Raw genomic sequence first — 18,953 nt, forward strand, 5'->3', positions numbered from 1 at the left:
TGACCTGCCTGCCGTCTTCTGCTGACGCCTCACCTCCTTCCGCCAAGTGCCGCGCCGCGTTGACGCATGAACGGCACCGGGTCGGTGGAGTTGGAGTTGTCCAGGTCGCACCGCGACCCGGAACAGACCCGCTGGTGGGTTTGGAAGTGCAGGTGCGGACCGGAAGAGTGGCCGCTGGTGCCGACCAGGCCGATCCGCTGGCCGGCCTGCACGGTCTCCCCTTCGGTGACGTCGGGCCGGCGGATCATGTGGCAGTACCGGGTGCCATACCCGTCGGCGTGCACGAGGTCGACGTACCAGCCGCACCCCCGGGTGGCGGGGCTGCCGTCGATGTCGCAGTTGCCGGTGCTCGGGTCGCAGCCCGCCCACGCCACCTGCCCGCCGCTGGCCGCGTGGATGACGGTGTTGCGCGGCACGCTCAGGTCGACACCGGCGTGCAATCTGCCGTTACGCGGCCCGTAGCCGCTTCCCACCGCGGCGCGTAGCGGCACCGTCCACCCCGACGCCCCCACCGTCGCCGGCCCGCCCGGGCATCGGGCGAGGCTTGCCCCGGGCAGGTCGGCGACCGATTCGACGCCCGCCACCGCGCCGACGACCTGCTCGGCTTCGTGCTCGTACTCGCCGTACTTGTCGGGGAACGCGGAGACCTGGACGCGTTGCGCGGCGACGGTCAACGGCAGGCTCTCCCACCCGTTGATGCGCTGCAGCTTGTCGTAGAACTTCGAGGCGGCGTAGACGGGGTCGAGGATTTGCGCGGGCGTGCCCCATCCCTGGCTGGGGCGCTGCTGGAACAGCCCGAGGGAGTCGCGGTCACCGCCGCGCAGGTTCCGCAGGCTCGATTCCACCATCGCCGTGGCCACCGCGATGACCCACCCCCGGGCCGGCACACCTAGCTGCCGTCCCACGGCGACGATCTGCGCGGCGTTGCCGACCTGCTCGGCGTTCCACCGCCCCACCTGCCCGACACCGCCGGTGGCTGGTTGCTGCGACGGATCCGCGGCGGTGCACGCCGCTGCGGGAGCGTCGTCGGTGAGCACCACCGTCAGCGGCAGTCCGCACAGCAGCAGAAGCGCGGCTGTGACCGCCACACCGAGCGCGACCTGTCCGCGTTTCACCGGGTCGCAGCCTCCTCGCGGACGCCGAGCGTGGCGACGAGCCACCGGTCGCCGCTGCGCACACACACCACCCGCAGCATCCCGGCGTCGGTGGGAACGTCGACGTCGGTTCGCTCGGCGGTGGCCGCCGCCGCCCGACCCGGACCGGTGATCCGGGTCGCGGGCACGTTCGCCGGGTTCACCGTGGCCAGCAGGTCCGCGTAGGCGGCGACGGAGTAGGGGCGCACGCCCGCCCACCATCGGTCGGCGGGCAGCTCGGGGCGGGCCCAGGCCCGCACGAACCGCACGGCGGTGGTCGTCGCTGCCGGATCGGCAGTGCCGGAGGCGGCCGGCAGGACACCGTCGGGATCGGGGGCCAGCGTCCGAGCCCGCGCCGCCGGTTCGGTAGACGGTCCGCCAGCGGGTGCGCTGGCGGTTGGAGCGGGCCCGGTCGACGTACACGCGGTGAGCAACAGCGTGGCCACCCCCGCGATGGCCGCCCTGACACCGTGACGTCGACTCACCGCGGCTCCTCGGGCGGGACCGGCTCGGCGGGCGCACCGAGCGCGGTGTTGAGGTGCTGGCCCAGCAGACGCACCTGGTGATGGATGTCCACGAGTTGCGGGCGTGCTTGCGGATCGCGGGTCACCACGTCGACGAGAGCGTCGATGTCGTGGCGCAGCCGCTCCAGGCCGGCGCCGATGCGATCCATCGGCGCCTTCGCGGTCCGTGCGGTGCTCATTCGTCCACGTCGCGGGTGTAGTCCCCGTCGAGGTGCCCGTCGCTGGCCCAGTCCAGCTCCGTCTCCCGCCGCGTCATCTCGTCCAGTTCCGCCCATTGCTGCCTGTCCTCCTGCTGGTCGTCGCGCCAGTCGTGGCGCGCGTCGTGAAACTCGGCGATGTACTCCTGCAGGGTGTCAACGCCCGTACGCAGCCCGAACAGGGCCGCTTCGAAGCGTTGCCAGTCCCAGACGCTGGTGACCTCGGCTGGCTGCGTCATGTCGTCCCTCCTTGCGGTTGCGCCGTCGTGCGTGGCCGGACACCGATGTCATCGGTGACAGCCCGCTCGGCGTCGTCCGGCCACGGCTGCGACCAGATGGTGTCGCCGCTGCGGGGTGTGTGGTGGCCGTGCCGGCAGCGGGTGGTGTCCCATGCCTGCCAGCGGTGCCGGGCGCGGTGCAGCGCCTCGTGCCAGCGCAGCGGTGCGTCCGGGTCGGCCTTGCCCGAGTAGGCGTGGTGCCAGGACACGCTCAGCGCGGTCAGCTCTTCCACCAGCGCCGGGTGCGCCGGCCAGCACGCCCCGAGGTCCTGGGCCAGGCCGTAGCGGTCCACGAGCCACCGCGTCCACGTGACCAGCCACGCCCACAGCTGCCGCGCGGCATCGGCGTCCAGGTCGCGCCAGCAGTAGCCCGCCGGCGCCCACCCGCCCGGTGCATCGAGCGTGTCGACGCGGTCGGTGAGAGCGACGTGCGCCTCGGCGAGCTGCTCGACGCTGCCGCGCAGGGTGTCGATGAGTTCGGCGAGCTCCGCAAGCGCCCGCTGCTCCTCCGATGCTTGCTGCGGCAGCTCGAACTGGAATGCGCGCTGCGTCATCAGGAACGCCGCCTTTCGAGGCGGGCGGTGAACGCGGCCTGCGCGGCGCGGAACCGGTCGGCGTCCGGGCGTTCCCACCATGCCGGCTGGACCACTTCGACGGGGGGCATGTTCCCGAGCAGCACCAGGGCGTGGCCGGCGGGCAGGGTGCGCAGCTCGGCGAGGTCGAGCAGGTTCTCTCGGCGGCTGTTCTCCTGCACGCTGGCGCGCCCGCCGCCCCAGGACGCCGCCGACGTCACTTCCTGCACCTGCCCGAGCAGCGACTGTGCGTCCTTGAGCGCGGACACATCCTGCATGCCGCCCATGACGAAGCGGGCGTTCACGCCGTCGCGCAGGGCCTGGCCGCCGTCGCGTCCCCACCGCTGCTGCAACTGGTGGGTGTTCTGGCAGCACAGCGACAGGGCGATACCGGAGCCGCCGCCCTCGGACACCAGCTCGGGTAGCGACGGCAGCGGCGCGATGTTGGTGATCTCGTCTCCGACTAGATACAGGCAGGGCTCGACCCGGCCGCCCACGGCAACCAGCGCGCGTTGCAGGGTGCGGTAGATGATGTCTTCGGCGATGGCGGCGAACAGCGGCGCGACCAGCGACTGCCCGCTGCGGGTGCCGACCAGGTAGAGGGTGCCGGAGGCGTCCAGCCACGGCTCCGGCCGGAACTGCTGCCCGCGTGGCGGGGAGCAGGCGTGCAGGATCCGCGGGTTGCTGAACGCGTCCAGCGCGCCGAAGACGACGGACTGGATGGCGTCTCGGCTGCGTCCGGTGGATTCGCGGTGAAACGCCAACCGGTCGGCCCACACCGTCTGCTGGTGGTGGCGAAGGATCCGTTCCGCCCGAGCGTCGCTGGGATTGGCCGCCCAGCCAGCGACGTCGGTCAGGGTGGTCTTCTCGTCGAGGGCGGCGGCGTGGAGTAGCCCGCGAATGATGGACGCGGCTTGGTCTTGGAAGTATTGGCCGTTCTCGACGTCGGCCTTGAGGCCGGCGCCGGCGGCGAACCCTTTCGCCCGAAGCGCGGCGATGTCGGGATCCTCCGCGCCCTCGATCGGGGACCACCGCAGCCGGGGAACCCCGGGAAGCTGTCCCTGCGGTTCGAAGATCCACGTCGGGCCGATCTGCGCGCGCAGGTCGTAGGTGACGGCGGCGACGTCGAGGCGGGTGGAGGTGGTGATGACCGCGCCGCGGGCGTCCGCGACCCGGGGCACGACGTAGCGGCTTGTCTTGCCCGCGAAGCGGGCCGCGCCGGCGAGCAGTTCGGTGTATTCGTTGGCCAGGTACAGCGGCTCCCCGGTGAGCGCGTGGTCGCCCAGGCGCCGCGCCACCTCCAGCGGATCGGCGCGACGCCGGGTCTTGGCCTGCACGATCTCGGGGCGGTCGGTCTCCCGGATGGTCAGCGCGGGACGCAGCACGTCGACGCGGCGCAGCACCGCCGCAGCGGTCACGACCTGGTCGAGGTCCTTGCGGCGAGCGAATCCGTGCCGCTGCACCCGTCGCTGCGCGACGCGGACCGCCGGCACCGCGAGGCCCACGACGGCGGCGCTGAGCAGCACGAGCCACAGCACGTACAGCAGGCTGGTCGGTGGCAGGTCCGCGCGGGCGGCGGCGGGCCACGCCGCAGCGGGGTCCCCGCCGTTGAGGATCATCCGGACGGCGATGCCGGGCGCGTCCGTCGGGGAGGTGTCCGGCCAGGCCGCGTGGGTGAGCAGGCCGCCGAGCTGCCCGGCCAGCCACAGCGTGCAGGTGCCCAGCACGACGAGCGTCGCGGCGATGCCCAGCAGCGCCAGCCGGGCGAGGATGTCGGCTCGCGGCATGCCGCGCTTGGGCAGCCGGTGCCCGGGGGACATGAGGGAGCCGGCCATCACGGCACCTGCCCCACCGCGGCGGACTCCCGCGCCTCGTACTCCGCGTCGGTCAGCTCCCGCCCTTGCCGATCCGGGTCGACGCGCATGCGGCTGTCGGTGTCGACCATCGCCTTCTCCACCCGGGAGAGCTGGTGTTTGACGACGTAGGAGCGCAGCCCGACCTTCCACAGCCCGAGGCCGCGCCGAAGGTGCAGCAGCAGGTTGGTTTCCACATCGGTGGTGCCCAAGAACTCGCGTGCGGCGTCCAGCGAGCCGGCGGCCTGGCGGTAGGACACCCGAACGCCGGTGTCCTCGATCAGCCCGCGGGCGATGCGGACCTGCTCGGAGTCGGCGCTGCCGCTGGCCGCAAGGTCCGAGAATCGGTGGAAGGCCAGGATGTTTTCTGTGCCCAGCGCGCGGGCGAGTTTCAGTTGCTCGCGCATCCGCCGCACCAGGCCGAGGTGGCGGGTGATCAGGGCGAACTCGTCGTACAGGCACACCCTGGGTGGTGCGTCGGGGCGGGTCAGTTCCGCCTCCAGCCAGGATTGGGCGCAGGTCATCGCCATCGCCGTCATCTGATCCGACGTGCGCACCGCCCGCAGGTCGAGGATCGCCCCCGGTTGGTCGAAGTCCACCGTCAGCGTCGCCGCAGCCGGAGCGTCGAAAATCCCGCCGAGGGCGCCCGTGATCAGCCGCTCCAGCGCGAGGCGGACCCGGCGGCTGTCGGCAGCGAACTGGTCGACCTGGTAGTGCACCCCGGCGAGGCGGTGCGCCCACGCCTGCGGATCACCCATCGCTCGTAGCACCAATGACAGGGTCGGGGTGGCCAGCCGGCCGGCGCTGGTGCCGTCATCGCCACGGGTCACCGCGTCGAGGGCGTATTCGGTCAGCGACCGCTCCGCCTCGCTCAACGGCCCGCCGAGCTGGATCTCCAGGAGTCCTTCGAGCAGCAGCAGCCGCCGGGCCCGCTGGATCTGCAGCCACTGCTCCTCCCTCTGCCCCGGCTGGCGGCGGATGCCGGCGAGGGGGTTCATCACCACGCCCGCACCGGGACCGATGCGTACCGGCCGGATCCCAGCGGCTTGGGCCAGGGCGTCGTATTCGCCTTTGACGTCAACGATGTAGAAGCGGGTGCCGAACGGGATGCCCCGGAACGCGATGGTCTTGAGCAGCGACGACTTCGCCGATCCGATCTCGCCGGTGACCACCATGTTCGGGGCGCTGAGCACCCCGGCGCGGTACAGCTCCCGCATCGAGAACACGAACCCGGTCCGGGAGTACACCTCCTGCCCGATCAGCGGTCCGTCCACGCCGAGGCCGGGATCGGCGACAAACGGGTACACGCTGCACAGCTGCGCGCTGGTGGTGACCAGCGGCGGCAGCCGCAGCCTCCAGAACACCCGCCCCGCCGCGCGTCCGAGAGCGCCGCGCCCGTCGACCGGCGGCGGGCCCAGCAGCCGCTGCGATATCCGGCGCAGCGCGCGTTGCTCGCGCGCCAGGTCGGCCTGCGCCGCCGCGAGGTCCCTCCGCTGCGCAGCCTGTTCGATGCGTTGCGTGAGCGATCCTTCTCGCCGCACCCGTGCCCGGCTCACGCCATCCACCCCCGCATCGGCTTGAGCCCACGTGCCAGGGGCAGCGCTCCGGCGACGAAGCCCTGGTCCTGCTCGCCGTAGAGAACGACGGCTTGGCAGCCGGTGCGTCCCAGGACGCGTTTAATGGCGCGGACGTCGTGACGCAGCTGCTCTTCGCTGCCGGCGGTGACGGTGACGACGATCGCGTAGCGGTAGCGCACGTGCCCGGCGGCCTGCTCCCGGTCGACCTGCTCCACCGAGCGGGCTTCGTCGTCTTCGCGGGCGGTGCGCACTAGCCGCATCTTGCGTTTGGTGATCTCGTCACCGGCGCGGGCTACCTTGTCGCGGCGCGTCGCGAGCTGGGCCAGTTGCGCGGGCACCGGCTCTGCCACGACCGTCACCGCGCGTCGGCCGGCGGTGCGGGTGAACAGGGCGGTCATCCACGTCATAGCGACTGGCTGGCGCGGCATCTCGTATACCCACAGGGTTTGGGAGAACCCGGAGTCGTGGCGGTAGGACGACCAGCCGACGCTCTCGGCGGCGATCGGCCCGGCCATGTGCGGCGCCACCCCTGCCGTGGTCGCGGTCCGCATGTCCACATGCGGCTGGTCCTCCGGGTCGAACTGGGTGCGCAGCACCGCCGCGTACTGTCGGGGCGTCAACCAGCCCACGGTGTCGACGCCGGCCTCCCCGACCGCGGCGCGCACACCGCCGAGCTTGTCCAGCACGACGGTGGCGATGGCCGCGTCGGTGCCGCCCGCGTCGGCGATCTCCGCCGACAGCTTCTTCGTGTCGAACACGACGCTGAGGTACACCTCGTGGCGCTGCGTCGACGGGGCCGCCCCGGCGGTCAACTCGGCGAGGGACCGGTACGCGGGCGTGTCGGTGTCGACCGCCGCCTGCACCAGGTAGCGCTGCGCCCGGTTCCCGGCGTCCGGCACCGCGCGGGCCGTCAGCGCCCACCTGGCCAGACCGCCGTCGGCGTACTCGGTGCCCAGCAGGTTCAGCACGTCCGCCCACGCGGACAAGCGCTGCTGCTGCACCGACATGTCGGCCAAGACCAGGTTACTGCCCGCGCACAGTAGCGCCGCGGTAACGGTGTTCTCCCGGCGGTGATGCAGCAACCCCACCTCGGTCAGCCCGTCAGCGGCGACCGCCGGCAGCCAGCGGTACCCGGCGGCCGGACCCGGAAGGTGCAGATGCGTGCTGCCGGGGGTGGCGGCGAAGACACCACCGCGGTAGCGGTCTTGCCGGACGGCCCGCTGGGTCAGCGCGCCGGCAATGATGGGCGCCCACTCGGTGACCCGGCGGCCCCGCAGCCGCAGCAGACCCACCGTGAGCAGCACCAATGCCGCCAGCAGCATGCCGCCGGCGGTGCCCTGACAGCCGGCCGCCAGGAGGTTCGCGGCGATGACCAGGCAGATCACGCCGGCCACGGCCATGCCGATCTGGCCCCACGAGAAGCCCATGATCGAGCCGCGCGTGGACCGCGGTGGGAACTGGAACTGGGTCACCTGCTCTCTCTCCTCACCTAGACCGGGATGATGGGTAGCTCGGCGGCACCGCCCGCAGCGGCGCCCCCGGCACCGCCGGCACCCGAACCCGCGCCGCCAGGGCCGGCGGCGCCAGGGCCGGTGCCGCCCGTCGAAGGTTGACCGGAGCCGGGCGGTTCGATCGACGGGTGGTGCTCGCTCGACTCGGGGGTGGGTGCCGGGGGCAGCGGCAGCCCGGCCGCCGTCGGGCCGGTCGAGCCGGCGGTGTCCCCGCCGGTGGGCGCCTGGGCGGGGCCGGCGTTGTCCGGGTTGCTGGTTGGCGGGGTGTCCGCGCCGGTGGCCTTCTCGCCGATGGCGGGCGGTGTGACCGGTAGTGCAGACTGTCCCGTCGCGTCGCCGGGGGCGGTGAGCTGACCGTTCGCCACGTCACTCTGCGCGGTGCGGGAGTCCCGCTCGATGCCCTCGACCTCGTCGGCGTTCTCCCCACCGTTGTGCCCGCCGTCTGGCTCACCGGTCGGCTGTCCGACCTGCTCAGCGTCGCCGCCCGCGTGGAGAGCGTCCACCGCTTCGGGCACCGCGCTGGGGCCTCCGGTGGACGGGCCGGCATCACCGGTGGGAATCGTGGGGATGGCATCGGAGTTGCCCTGCATCAACGACGCGGCCTCCGGACCGCCGCCGCCGTCACCACCACCGCTGAGCGGATCGGTCAGGCGACGCGCCGCGGCGTCCATCCCCACCGCGCCGGCCGCCGAGACCAGGAAACCGCGGGCGTCGACGTCGGCCAGGTAGCCGTCCCACATGCTCGTCAACCGCAGCAGGATCCACGGCGCCAGCACCATCAGGATGATGATGAACATGCCGCGCAGCACGTTGATGACGTTGTCGCTCTCGTAGGCGCTGCGTGTGCCGTAGATCCACAGCGCGGCGATGAAGAACTTGCTGCTGGCCAGGGCGTTGCAGGTCCAGAACCACTTGCGTCCCCACGAGCGGGTCTCGGCCATCACCTGACCGGTCATCGCCATCGCCCCGAACAGCGCCGCGCCCGCCGCGAGCAGGGACCGGAACAGCAGCATCACGAACACCAGCACCAGGCCGATCACGCTGATCACCGCGACGACGAAAGCCAGCAGGATCGTGCCGGTGTCCGCGGTCAACGCGTTGAGCGCGTCCACCCACATGCTGGGTTGCCAGTCGCGCTGCTGGTTACGGGCGATCAGCGCCACGGTCGCCTCGTCCCACGCCGCCATGAGGATGTAGGCGATCCCGCCGGCGAACGCGATGCCGAACATGGCCCGGACCAGTCCACCCAGGCTCGATAGCGGGCCGGGGCCGTTGAGGCGCAGTCCGCTGATGGCCGTGGAGATGAGGAAGAACAGCAGCACCACGACGATCAGGACCCCGGAGATGTCGTTGTAGACGCCGTAGAACGGCTCGTCCGGCACCGCGGAGGACTGCTCGAACACCACCTCGGCCAGCTTGCTCAACATCCACGCGAACCCCGCCACGGCAATGTCCGCCAGCCCTTCGAAGCCCGACCGGGCGACGTCCTTGATCTGCTCGCCGACCTTGCAGCCGACGTCGAGCGTCTTGCAGCCCGCCGGCTTGAGGGACGAGAACGGCAGCAGCGACGCCCGCACCGCCTCGCACCGGTGCTGCTTCGCCGTCCACCGATCCGCATTGCCCTCGTCCTCGGCGGCGCGGTCGGCGAACCGCTCGCACCTCACCGGCGCGGCACCGCCTGCCGGTAGCGACTCGTCGAGGACCGACCGTGTGCCCTCTGGCGGCGGTGACTGCACCGTCAGCGACACCGCGTCGCAGCGTTCCTGCTCCACCGCGCCGCCGGCCTTGCCGCAGTCGGTGATCCACCCGTCGCCGGCTCTCCAGCGGGCCCACGGAAGACACCAGTTCACCTGCGGCGCCGTCTGCTCTTTGCCGGGCTGCGGTGGCCGCCCGGCAGACGGCGGAGCAGGGCACACTTCGGCTGCCGAGGCAGACGGGGCCGGGGTTGGAGCCGCCGCGGCCGGATCGGGCGGTGCTACCACGCCTACCAGGAGCAGCACGCCGGCAACCGTGCCGATTCCGCGGCGGCAGATAGCGATCCAGGACATGAGATCAGACCGTCCCCGGCACCCACGACCGCGCGCTGAGGACCTCGAGCAACGGCTGAGTGTCACGCGGGCCACCGTCGCGGCGGGCGCCTCGCTGATCCGGCGGCGGCACCGGCACCGGCCGCTGCACCGCCACCACCCGCCAGCGGTTCTGTGTCCAGCGCACCGTCACCGATTGCACGTACCAGCCACCCGCGAGGCCCGTCTCCGGGCCGGCGACGACGCCGTCGCTCATCGGCCCGGTGAGCGCACACACCAGCAGCCGCGCCGTCACCTCGCCGCCCTGCGGCACCTGCTCGTTGAGGTCCGCCTCGGCGATCCACACCCGGGCGGTCAGCGACTGGGAGATCCCCGTAGAGTCCGCCGGCGGCGATCCTGCGCCCATCATTTCGGCCACCGCCGGGCCGGAACCGTCCACGGCGATGTTGTCGATCAGCGCTTGCCGCTCGACATCCGGGCGGCCCGCTGCGGCGGCCAGTGCCACCACGTACGCCGCCGCCGCGTCCCCCGCGCCACGTGGCGTGCCGGCGAAGCCGACCGGCACCCCCCTGACGAGACGATCGCTGTAGCGTTCGGGCGCGGCCCGTTCAGGTGCGCTGGCGCGTCCTGCAACGAAGACCGCCGTTCCCGCGACCACGACGGCGACAAGGAGCAGAAACACGGTCGCCGTACCGCGCCGACCGTCGGTCGTCTTGTAAGCCGATTCCCGCATGCGAGCCACCCCTAAATCTCGCTCAGCAGGAACGCGATGATCGACGTCGCCGAGCCCACGACGATCGCCACCAGACCGGCCTTCCACATCATCGATTTACCTCGATCACTGATGATGTGCGCACCGAAAATCGGTCCGATCCCGAACGCGATCGCGCCCGCCGCAAGGCCCGCCACCGCGGAAATCACCCCGAGGAACAGCGCGGCGTTGGCGAGCTTGTAGAACAGGTCCGAGCGCGGGACGGCCGCAGGGTCAGGGCTGATCCGGCCGAAGTCGAACCCCCCGCCGGACGGCGTCGGCGTCGGATCCGGTGCCAGCACCGCCATCACCGCAGGCGCCCGCGCCGTCAACACGGCAGCTACCCAGTGCACAAACACAACCATTTCCTCCCCGTGTGAGGTCGCCGTCCTCAGGCGACAGAAGCCCCCTCGTGCGGGCCAAGGTCAGCGGGGCAACGGTCGACAACCGCTGCGGCGACCTCGGTCAACGCCGATCGCGTGGCCTTACTCAACGACCGCGGATCGAGCGGGTCAGGACGCGCGAGCACCGGGTCGAAGGGCACGCGGACGAGATGCGTCGCCGCCTGTCGCGCCAACTGTTCGACCGCGCGAACCTCCCGCGCGGTGGAATGGGTGGTCGTCATGACCACCACCACCGCAGACTCGGCCACCTGATCCAGCCCCGCTGCCTTGAGATGCGCCAACAGCCGCATGGTGTGCTGAAGAGCATCGACGGTCGCCCGGCTCACCAGCACCGGCACCGTCGCCCACCCCAACGCCCGCCACGTCGGCGTGTTGTCCGCCGCAGGAAGATCCAGCAACGCCATCGCGTACACCGACCGCAGATGGCCGATGACCCCGAACATCTCCGACCACGTCGGAGGACGCCGCTGCGCCGACATCTTGCTTTCACCGACCAGAACGCGCAGACCAGTTGGCCCTCGCTGCATCAGCTCCTCGGCGACCCGCGGGTCAGCCAGCTTCGTCTCCGCGACGCTCGCGTCCCACGCCGACGCCGCACTGCCTCGGACCACGCGGTGACCCAGCCCGCCCCACGCACGCGCGGTTACGTCCACCGCGACGATCGGAGCGGGGCTCGCGAGCGCCAAGACACCGCCGAGCGCCGCCGTCAGGGTCGAACGCCCGACACCGCCATCCGCTGACGAGACGCTCACCAAGGGGCAGCCCCGGCGCAGCAACGACGCGCGCAGCCACAGCGACTCAGCCTGGCTGCCGCCACCAAACTCGCGAGGGATCACCCGTGGCCCCCGCGCCAGGTCTGAGGCCCACCACGGCCCGACACTGTCCATACTTACGCCGCGCCCCGCCGCCTGGTCGAGTTCAGCTGGCGAAGCGAGCGTCGCCCGCTCCGCCAGCCTCCCCCGCTCGCCGGCGCCCGTCACCTCCGAAGAAGTCCCGGTGCCGGCGAGATGGCCTGCCGGGTCAGTCGATGGATCCGACACGTCCGCCTCCCTCCGAAGGCTTGCCGTACAGCACTGGCCCGCGACGACGACATAGCCCGCCGCCGGCCGGTCCCCCGTTACTGTCACGACCTGGACGTCGACCACACGAGCAGGCCATCAGGAACCGTGTCACCCCAGGCGTCACAGTCCCTCAACGAAGCGAATCGGAGCCCCACAACCCCTCCAGTGAGGCCGACCGATGCGCTACCCTCAACCCACCAAGTTGGCGTTCGTCCAACTTGGTGTGGATCAGGCACTGAGAGTTAAGCACAGCCGGCGTGAAACTTCCACACAAAGTTGGGTTCCGACCAACTCTAGTCGCAGTCGGGGGCGTCATGGCGACACCGAACGAGGACCCACCGGGTGGCTCGGGCTCAGCACTCATCAGAGATCGACTTCTGTACCTGTATGCCCACCACCACCCGAAGGGCCGGGGTCCGTACACGGACGCCGAGGTGTCCGAGGCACTGAAAGACCGAGGTCATCGCATCTCTACGGAGACCCTGCGGAGACTGCGCACGGGCGAGCACAACAATCCGACAGCTGCGACACTGACGGCCCTGGCTGAGTTCTTCGGCGTCTCGCCGGCCTTCTTCCTGGACTCCTCACAGAGCAGCGCTGAGGTGCAGGTGCTGACACGGTCCCTCGAAAAGCTCTCGCCCGGAGCGCGCGAAGGCATCGCCGCGATCATCCAGAACATCCTGACCATGGAGCAAGCCGCGCAAACCCCACCCAACTCGCCGCGAGGAAGCAAGTACGCAGCCGAGTAATTCGGAGTTCCTAACTGGATCTTTAACCTGTGCGGCGTGGACGGGGATTGACAGTCTTCGACTTCTTTGCGGGCGATGTCTTGGCGTTCGTGGTGGTCGCGATGTGGACGTCGTATCGAGGGGTGGGGTGGTTGTTGCGGCGTCCGGGTGGTCGTCCTGGTCCTGGCCGGGAGGGTTTGGGTGCACCGGCCGGACTGGTGGTCTTCGCGCGCAGGTGCCGAAACCCTCGGCGGACGCGGGCGGGCGAGAGACGCTGCGGTGGTGCGGGTTTCTCCCAGGGGCGGCGCAGGTCGGTGGTGAGGGCGCGGGCCAGCCGGAGTTGGGTGTAGGCGGCGAGGATCAGCCAGGTCCAGCGGTCGGCGGCTTGCGGGGTGCGGATCTTGGGGCAGGTCCCGCCGAGGGTCTGTTTGAACAGGCGGAACGTGTGTTCGATGTCGAAGCGGCGTAGGAACGTCTGCCATAGCCGGTCGACGTCGGCAGTCGTGGCGTCGACGCCGGACCACCACAGCCAGACCGGCTTGGGGGTCGCGCCGCTGGGCAGATGTCCAACTTCCAGGCGGATGACGGTTCCCTCGATGACCGGCAGCACCTTCGCCGAGTCGATCCAGGCGGATCGGTGGGTCAACCGGGGGTGCAACCGGTCCCAGGCTCGGGCCCACGCCCTGCCGTAGAGACGGGTGTCGGCAACGGTGGCCGCGTCCGGCTCACCCCAGGTCGCAGGGTGGCCGAAGATGAACTCGCCGCCGTGACGGGGTGGCCGGCCGATCGTCGCGGGCTGCCGAGGTGGCACGGCCCGGCGGAGAACCCGATCTGAGCGCATCCGCGCGAGGACCTGCACGGGCAGATCACGCAGGAAGAACGCCAGCCGGGGCGCGTCGTAGCCGGCGTCGGCCACGATCAGGATCTCCAGGTCACCGGGCTGCCACTGCCCGGCCGCGATCAGACGACCCACAATGTCGCGCACCTGCCCAGCGGTGACCGTGGCCGCGTCGTGACCAGGCGCCAGCCGCACCGCGTCCAGCGGCGCGGTCCACGAACTGCGACCCGATTCCAGGGCCACGACCATCGAATACGGCCAGCCCGGGATCATGATGGTCTGGTCCTTGCCGCGGCCGTAGGTGTGGCACAGGATCCGCTGCGGTGAGGTGTGGGCGTCCGGCCGCAGCCAGCAGGTGACGTCCACCGCCAGGACCAAACGCCCATCAGCTGCCCGCGGCAACGGCACCCCGGCGAGGGCGGTGCGTAACCGATCGATGTCCAGTCGCCCGCAGGCGAGGGCGTCATACAACGCCCCGTGGCCACGGCGGTGTTCACCCACCAGCGAAAACTCCACCAGCGACCGGACCGGCCCGTCGGTGCACAACACGGCGTCGGTCAGGTCGAACAACGCATCAGCCCGCGCCGTCAGACATCCGTAGAACTCCCGCCGGAACCTGTCCAACTCCCCGGCCACACCCGCCGGACCACGTTCATGCACACTGATCACCAGAACAGCCCTTGGTTATTGATGTTCTTCCCTAGACAAGAAGATCATCAACCAAGGGCTGTTTCCGTGCTCGGCCGGGGTCTCAACAGGACCCACGGGGTTAAAGATCAAGCTAGCGAGGTTTCGCCGGATGTGCCTCCGTGAACTCCAACGTGCCTGCCGAGCGATCGTGGCTACCAGAACGGCGAGCCGGATACGTCACCTGAACGGCTCGCCGAGGACCGGCCCTGCATTACCACAGACCAGCCGAACAGACCGGGTGCGACGGGTCGACCTGCAACGATCCGATCCGTTAACATCATCTTCCCAGAGTAGTAGGACCACTACGCCACGTGATTCTGGTGTGGCCCTCGACGTTGCGCCAGGTGGGAGGGTCTTTCGGGTGACGGAGGCAACAAAGCAAGAGCTGATTCCCGGCCTTGGCAACCTCGCCACGATCGCCAAGATCACGAACGACCCCACCGGACTCGAGACCTTCGCTCGCTACGTCTGGCAGGCAAAACAAGTGGTGCGACAGTGGCTAACCTGCTTGCGGGATCAAGACGGACCCGCCTTCGCCGTTTGCGAGCAGATCGAGGACCTTGCCCTTGTCCACTCCGACAAGGTCCGCCTCATTCAACTCAAGACCCGTGACAAGGGCTCGTGGAGCGTCGCCGCCATGTGCGACAGCGGACTCGACGCGCTGGTCCGGTCTTACGTGAGCGCGCGCAAAGCCAAGTGCCACGAACTCTGCAGCTACGAACTCTGGCTCGAAGGAACGACGGGACCCAAGGCGGACATCGCCAGCTTCGTGCGTGACCCCACCACAGCAAGCAATGACGTCCGCGGTCGCCTCGTCTCGCATGGCCTCATCAAAGCCTGGGTGGACGACTTCCTGCAGCGCCTAGTCATCGAGCCGGGGCAGCCAACCCAGATGTACATCGACAAGGTGGCGATGTGGGAAATGTCAGCCCTGTGGCCGGCACTGTCTCATCAGGAAGTGCTGCACCTCTACGAACGACTCCTAATAGCCGCGAGCGCTGCACAAACTGGCGGCGCCGACCAACCGGCATCGATTCAAGCGATCCTGGCCGCAGCGCTTCCGCACGTGAGTCACGACCTCCCGCATCCAGGAGAGCCGGGCTGGTCAGACATCGAGCCCATACACAACCAGACTCTCAGCCGCGGCATGCTCACAGCGATCACCCCGCCCCTACCCGGTGAACGACAACATCAACTCCTCGCGCGCATGGCGGGTGGATCCGCAACATCGCTGATGGAACTGAAGATGAGAGCTGCAGGTGCCAGCACAACGCTCATCGAAGATGTTCAGGAACTGCGGGCCACCATGGAAGTCCAGCGCCAACTCCTACTCGCCAGTCGCGACAACGCAGAGCCCGAACTTGAAGACCTTGCCCGTCGCGTGCTCCGCATGGCCCAAGCCACCTCTACTCGCATCAAGCTCTCTGCCGTCGGGAACCCCGTCGCTGCCGGCCGCCCCGCCGAAGCTATCGCCGCAGACTTGCGTGCCCGCCCCCACGATCTCGCCCAATGCGATCGGCAACCCTTGCTCCACCAAGACGAAGAACTCATTTTCGGTTACCTCGGGCACCTCTCCGACCTCTGCCGCTTCGACTGGGGTCTCTCGTGATTCCCAGCACGAGACCCGTGGCCGGCACCCCGCCCAGGCGTGCAGCGCCACCGGCGCTCTACGCAGACCAATCACCGCGAGCCCGCTTCCGACCCTCACGCGAAGCCGAGGCACGAATCCTTCTGCTCATCGACGCCTTCAGCCGCAAGGCCCGGGGCCAAGCCCGATACCTCGAAGGCCGCGTCAAACTAGCCAAGCTTGACTTCTTGCTCCGCTACCCGCGCCACCTACGCCGCGTTCTGCTTTCCCAGGGAGTCACCGCTGACAAGATCGAGCAAGTCGATCCCAACGAGGCGCCCCTCGACGCCCGCATGATGCGCTACCGCTACGGCCCATGGGACCCCTCCTACTACGCCGTCCTCGGATCCCTCATCGGCCGCGGCCTCGTCGTAGTAGCCCCCCTCGGCAACGGCTTCGGCTACCGCACCACCAACACCGGCGCCGACCTCGCAGCCCACCTACGCGCCGACGGCAGCTTCGACGACATCAACCAACGGCTAACCCTCCTTCGCCGCCACCTCGATAAGTCCGGAAACACGCTCAAGAACTACCTGTACGAACTGCCCGAAATCGCCGACGCCGCATGGCACGAGGATCTGACGTGAGCAGCTCTACCACGACCCGGCCAGGACCGGAAACGGACCTCCAACCGGCTCATCCACATCGCCTCGAACTACTGCAAGTAGATCTTGTAGGCGGCGGCCGAGAGGTCACTTTCAATCCAGGCCTGAACCACATCGTCGGCGACATCACCACAGGCAAGACCACCCTCATCCGCCTGATCCGAGCGCTGCTCGGCACCATGCCCAAGGATCTACCACCCGAAGTCGACTACATCGACGCCATCCGCGGACACGTCATGCTCGGCGACCGCGCATGGAAGATCTACCGACCCCGAACCACTACCAGCGACGCACTCGTCGAGATCAGCGAAGATGAAAGCGAGCCAGGCCGTGAAGCCCTATCAGTACGGCTCCCCGTTGCACGCTCAGCTCGCACCTACAGCACCTTCCTACTCGACCAACTCGATATCCCAGAAATCAGCGTTCCCCAAGCCCGAACTGACCCCACCGGTGTGCAGAGCCCGGTCACCATGACCGACTGGCTTGGATACTGCATCGTCACCGGCGACGAGCTCGACACCGAAGTCTTCGGACACAAACGCCACTTCCGCGATGTCAAACGCCGCTGGGTCTTCGAGATCGCCTACGGCTACTACGAACCCGAACTCGCCCGCCTCAACGCCCACCTGCGCCACTTGCAACGACAGCTCGACTCCCTCGAACACGACGCTGAGGTCCGCGCCCACTTTCTCAAGGACACTCCCTTCGCGGACCTCGCCACCCTTGACTTGCAACTGGCGGCCAGCACGACAGAGCTCGACCACGTCCTCGAACAACGCCGAGCTCTCGGAAGCGCAATCACCGACGTCCCCGGCGTCCAGCAGGCACGAGAAGACCTGCTCGCCGCACGCAGCCGTCGCGCCGACATCGCCGATCGCATGTCTCGGCTCCAGGCGCAGATCAAAGACCTCAACGATCTGGTCAGGCAACTGAGCAGTCAGTCCGCCCGCCTCACTCGCGCCATCGTCGCCGGCGAGTGGCTTGTGGATTTCGACTTCGTGGTCTGTCCCCGCTGCGGCAACGATGTCGAACCAGCAAGGACCGATCCGCACCTCTGCTACCTGTGCCTGCAACAGCCGCGGCCAGCGCCATCCGAAGCCGAGCTGCTGAGCGAGCAGGACCGTATCGCGAGTCAGATCACAGAAACCAACGAAGTCCTCGAAGGACGTCGGCGCGCTCTCGAAAGATTCGCGTACGAGGCAAGCCGGCTCGACCAGCTCATCGCCGAGCTAGCCGACGACCTCGACCAGCGCACCCAAGCCTTCGTCTCCGATCACGCTGCACAAATCGAGCATCAAGCCACCCGGCAAGCTCAGCTCGAGGCCGACATCAAGCGCCTCCGTGAATACGCCGACCTCCTTCGGCGGCACGAGCAACAAATCGCCAGCCGCGATGAGCTTGAAGCTCAGCAAGAAGATCTCAGGATCCGCATCAGTGAGCGCGAACTCTCTCAATACGATGCGGAAGAGAACGTTAAAGCCCTCGAAAAACGGATGCTCGAATACCTGCAGCAACTTCGCATCCCAGACCTCGGCCAGGAACTTACAGTTAAAATCAACCGAAAGACGTACCTGCCCGAAGTCTCCGGCCGCAGCTTCGACGAACTATCCAGCCAAGGCCTCAAGACACTCGTCAACATCGCGCACGCGCTCGCACACCACACAGTGGCGATCGACCGAAACCTTCCATTGCCCGGCCTTCTCATCCTTGACGGCATTTCGGCCAACAGCGGACAAGAGGGCTTGAGCTTTGACCGCATTCGTGACGCCTACCGACTTCTCAGTGAAGTGGCAGCCGATAACTCATATCGAGGGGCGCTACAAATCATCGCGGTCGACAACGAGCTCTCCCGCGAAATTATCCTTGAACTCGTTGAACGTATTGCTCTTGAACTGACCCAAGAGGATCGTCTCATCCGAACTCCGAATCCGTCACCGAGTTCCGAGCCGGACGAAGTCGAGCCGTGAGCGGTTCTGGTCTTCGCGGCCTGCTCGATCGCTGCGCGACGAGGGCTGTACGGACCCAGCGGAAGGGCGACCCGATTGATGCTCTCCTAGCGGGTGTGGCGGCAGCAGCGAGTTTCGCCAAGCTGACACCTAGCTAAGCTGAGTCCCTACGCCTACATCATGAGGGCGCGTTCACTTGGTTAGCCCGTTGCCTTTTGATCGCCACCAACTGTGGGTCAAGGTTTGACGCTGCCCGGGATGGTCGCGACTCTTGCTGGTGGCGTTGATGGGCTCCGCTTGGGGTGCCCCCTGCCGACTGAGGTACACCCGGAAGCAGGCGTCGACGCGCTCCACCGCCGTCGCCGGTCGAGATGGAGCCCTCTCAGTCCGCTCCCGATGCCGAGGGCTCCTCGATCGGGGTCCATCTCTGATTGCCCCGGCACGAACCACCTATTAATGCAGCCAACCATGGCCGTATCTCCGCCGGAGCCGAAACCACAGGTCACCGTCGCCGTCGACCCCCCAAGCACGCTAGACAAGCAGCTCCGCGCCTGGCCAGAACAAGAGCGCACCACTACGGTCACGGGCTCAGGCGCCAAGCGGATCAGCGCCGCCGACCGCACGCGACGAC

Annotated in this window: 17 protein-coding genes; 4 read left to right on the forward strand and 13 right to left on the reverse strand. The window is 68.9% G+C overall.

What is annotated here, in order from left to right:
* Positions 1 to 29: 29 nt before the first annotated feature.
* The 12 genes from D7223_RS01435 to D7223_RS01490 all read right to left on the reverse strand — a co-directional run bounded on the left by D7223_RS01435 (position 30) and on the right by D7223_RS01490 (position 11,867).
* Positions 30 to 1,115 (reverse strand): M23 family metallopeptidase, encoded by a 1,086-nt coding sequence (locus D7223_RS01435; protein ID WP_120723957.1) that lies wholly within the window; start codon positions 1,113 to 1,115, stop codon positions 30 to 32.
* Positions 1,112 to 1,618 carry a hypothetical protein gene (locus D7223_RS32400; RefSeq protein WP_147442465.1) on the reverse strand — a complete coding sequence of 169 codons (507 nt, stop codon included), beginning with the start codon at positions 1,616 to 1,618 and terminating at the stop codon, positions 1,112 to 1,114. The genes D7223_RS01435 and D7223_RS32400 overlap by 4 nt, the downstream gene beginning before the upstream one ends.
* On the reverse strand, positions 1,615 to 1,836 hold the full coding sequence (locus tag D7223_RS01445) for a hypothetical protein (protein WP_120723961.1): 222 nt from the start codon (positions 1,834 to 1,836) through the stop codon (positions 1,615 to 1,617). Before D7223_RS01445 ends, D7223_RS32400 begins: the two co-directional genes overlap by 4 nt.
* Positions 1,833 to 2,093 (reverse strand): hypothetical protein, encoded by a 261-nt coding sequence (locus D7223_RS01450; protein WP_120723963.1) that lies wholly within the window; start codon positions 2,091 to 2,093, stop codon positions 1,833 to 1,835. Before D7223_RS01450 ends, D7223_RS01445 begins: the two co-directional genes overlap by 4 nt.
* The gene (locus D7223_RS01455) at positions 2,090 to 2,686 is read right to left on the reverse strand and encodes a hypothetical protein (protein ID WP_120723965.1); all 597 of its coding nucleotides are present in this window, start codon (positions 2,684 to 2,686) and stop codon (positions 2,090 to 2,092) included. The genes D7223_RS01450 and D7223_RS01455 overlap by 4 nt, the downstream gene beginning before the upstream one ends.
* Positions 2,686 to 4,539 carry a type IV secretory system conjugative DNA transfer family protein gene (locus D7223_RS01460; RefSeq protein WP_238161446.1) on the reverse strand — a complete coding sequence of 618 codons (1,854 nt, stop codon included), beginning with the start codon at positions 4,537 to 4,539 and terminating at the stop codon, positions 2,686 to 2,688. The genes D7223_RS01455 and D7223_RS01460 overlap by 1 nt, the downstream gene beginning before the upstream one ends.
* Positions 4,539 to 6,113 (reverse strand): hypothetical protein, encoded by a 1,575-nt coding sequence (locus D7223_RS01465; RefSeq protein WP_238161447.1) that lies wholly within the window; start codon positions 6,111 to 6,113, stop codon positions 4,539 to 4,541. The genes D7223_RS01460 and D7223_RS01465 overlap by 1 nt, the downstream gene beginning before the upstream one ends.
* On the reverse strand, positions 6,110 to 7,606 hold the full coding sequence (locus D7223_RS01470; protein ID WP_120723967.1) for an SCO6880 family protein: 1,497 nt from the start codon (positions 7,604 to 7,606) through the stop codon (positions 6,110 to 6,112). The genes D7223_RS01465 and D7223_RS01470 overlap by 4 nt, the downstream gene beginning before the upstream one ends.
* Before the next feature lie 17 nt (positions 7,607 to 7,623).
* On the reverse strand, positions 7,624 to 9,495 hold the full coding sequence (locus D7223_RS01475; protein ID WP_147252444.1) for a hypothetical protein: 1,872 nt from the start codon (positions 9,493 to 9,495) through the stop codon (positions 7,624 to 7,626).
* 202 nt (positions 9,496 to 9,697) lie between these two features.
* Entirely contained in the window at positions 9,698 to 10,405 is a 708-nt protein-coding gene (locus D7223_RS01480; RefSeq protein ID WP_147252443.1) for a hypothetical protein, read from the reverse strand.
* Positions 10,406 to 10,416: 11 nt separating this feature from the next.
* Complete coding sequence (locus D7223_RS01485; protein ID WP_238161448.1) at positions 10,417 to 10,788, reverse strand: hypothetical protein; 372 nt, start codon at positions 10,786 to 10,788, stop codon at positions 10,417 to 10,419.
* Positions 10,789 to 10,814: 26 nt separating this feature from the next.
* Positions 10,815 to 11,867 carry a MinD/ParA family ATP-binding protein gene (locus D7223_RS01490; protein ID WP_147252442.1) on the reverse strand — a complete coding sequence of 351 codons (1,053 nt, stop codon included), beginning with the start codon at positions 11,865 to 11,867 and terminating at the stop codon, positions 10,815 to 10,817.
* Positions 11,868 to 12,322: 455 nt separating this feature from the next.
* Here D7223_RS01490 and D7223_RS01495 point away from each other — a divergent pair, with 455 nt between their 5' ends.
* Complete coding sequence (locus D7223_RS01495; RefSeq protein WP_120723976.1) at positions 12,323 to 12,637, forward strand: helix-turn-helix domain-containing protein; 315 nt, start codon at positions 12,323 to 12,325, stop codon at positions 12,635 to 12,637.
* A gap of 22 nt (positions 12,638 to 12,659) precedes the next feature.
* Here the strand turns inward: D7223_RS01495 and D7223_RS01500 are convergent, their stop codons facing one another.
* Positions 12,660 to 14,123, reverse strand: a complete 1,464-nt coding sequence (locus D7223_RS01500) for an NF041680 family putative transposase (protein ID WP_120723978.1) — start codon at positions 14,121 to 14,123, stop codon at positions 12,660 to 12,662.
* A gap of 382 nt (positions 14,124 to 14,505) precedes the next feature.
* On the opposite strand from D7223_RS01500, the gene D7223_RS01505 reads away from it, so the two are divergent.
* The 3 genes from D7223_RS01505 to D7223_RS01515 all read left to right on the forward strand — a co-directional run bounded on the left by D7223_RS01505 (position 14,506) and on the right by D7223_RS01515 (position 18,343).
* Positions 14,506 to 15,753 carry a dsDNA nuclease domain-containing protein gene (locus D7223_RS01505; RefSeq protein ID WP_120723980.1) on the forward strand — a complete coding sequence of 416 codons (1,248 nt, stop codon included), beginning with the start codon at positions 14,506 to 14,508 and terminating at the stop codon, positions 15,751 to 15,753.
* 206 nt (positions 15,754 to 15,959) lie between these two features.
* Positions 15,960 to 16,358 carry a hypothetical protein gene (locus tag D7223_RS01510; protein ID WP_147252441.1) on the forward strand — a complete coding sequence of 133 codons (399 nt, stop codon included), beginning with the start codon at positions 15,960 to 15,962 and terminating at the stop codon, positions 16,356 to 16,358.
* Positions 16,355 to 18,343, forward strand: a complete 1,989-nt coding sequence (locus D7223_RS01515) for an ATP-binding protein (protein WP_238161450.1) — start codon at positions 16,355 to 16,357, stop codon at positions 18,341 to 18,343. Before D7223_RS01510 ends, D7223_RS01515 begins: the two co-directional genes overlap by 4 nt.
* Positions 18,344 to 18,953 lie beyond the last annotated feature (610 nt).

The organism is Micromonospora endolithica, from assembly GCF_003626595.1.
Taxonomy (GTDB): Bacteria; Actinomycetota; Actinomycetes; order Mycobacteriales; family Micromonosporaceae; genus Micromonospora; species Micromonospora endolithica.

Excerpts from the sequence above, each read along its gene's own strand:
- D7223_RS01445 (WP_120723961.1), bottom strand. The coding sequence starts at position 1,836 with ATGAGCACCGCACGGACCGCGAAGGCGCCGATGGATCGCATCGGCGCC.
- D7223_RS01450 (WP_120723963.1), bottom strand. The coding sequence starts at position 2,093 with ATGACGCAGCCAGCCGAGGTCACCAGCGTCTGGGACTGGCAACGCTTC.
- D7223_RS01455 (WP_120723965.1), bottom strand. The coding sequence starts at position 2,686 with ATGACGCAGCGCGCATTCCAGTTCGAGCTGCCGCAGCAAGCATCGGAG.
- D7223_RS01460 (WP_238161446.1), bottom strand. The coding sequence starts at position 4,539 with ATGGCCGGCTCCCTCATGTCCCCCGGGCACCGGCTGCCCAAGCGCGGC.
- D7223_RS01480 (WP_147252443.1), bottom strand. The coding sequence starts at position 10,405 with ATGCGGGAATCGGCTTACAAGACGACCGACGGTCGGCGCGGTACGGCG.
- D7223_RS01485 (WP_238161448.1), bottom strand. The coding sequence starts at position 10,788 with ATGGTTGTGTTTGTGCACTGGGTAGCTGCCGTGTTGACGGCGCGGGCG.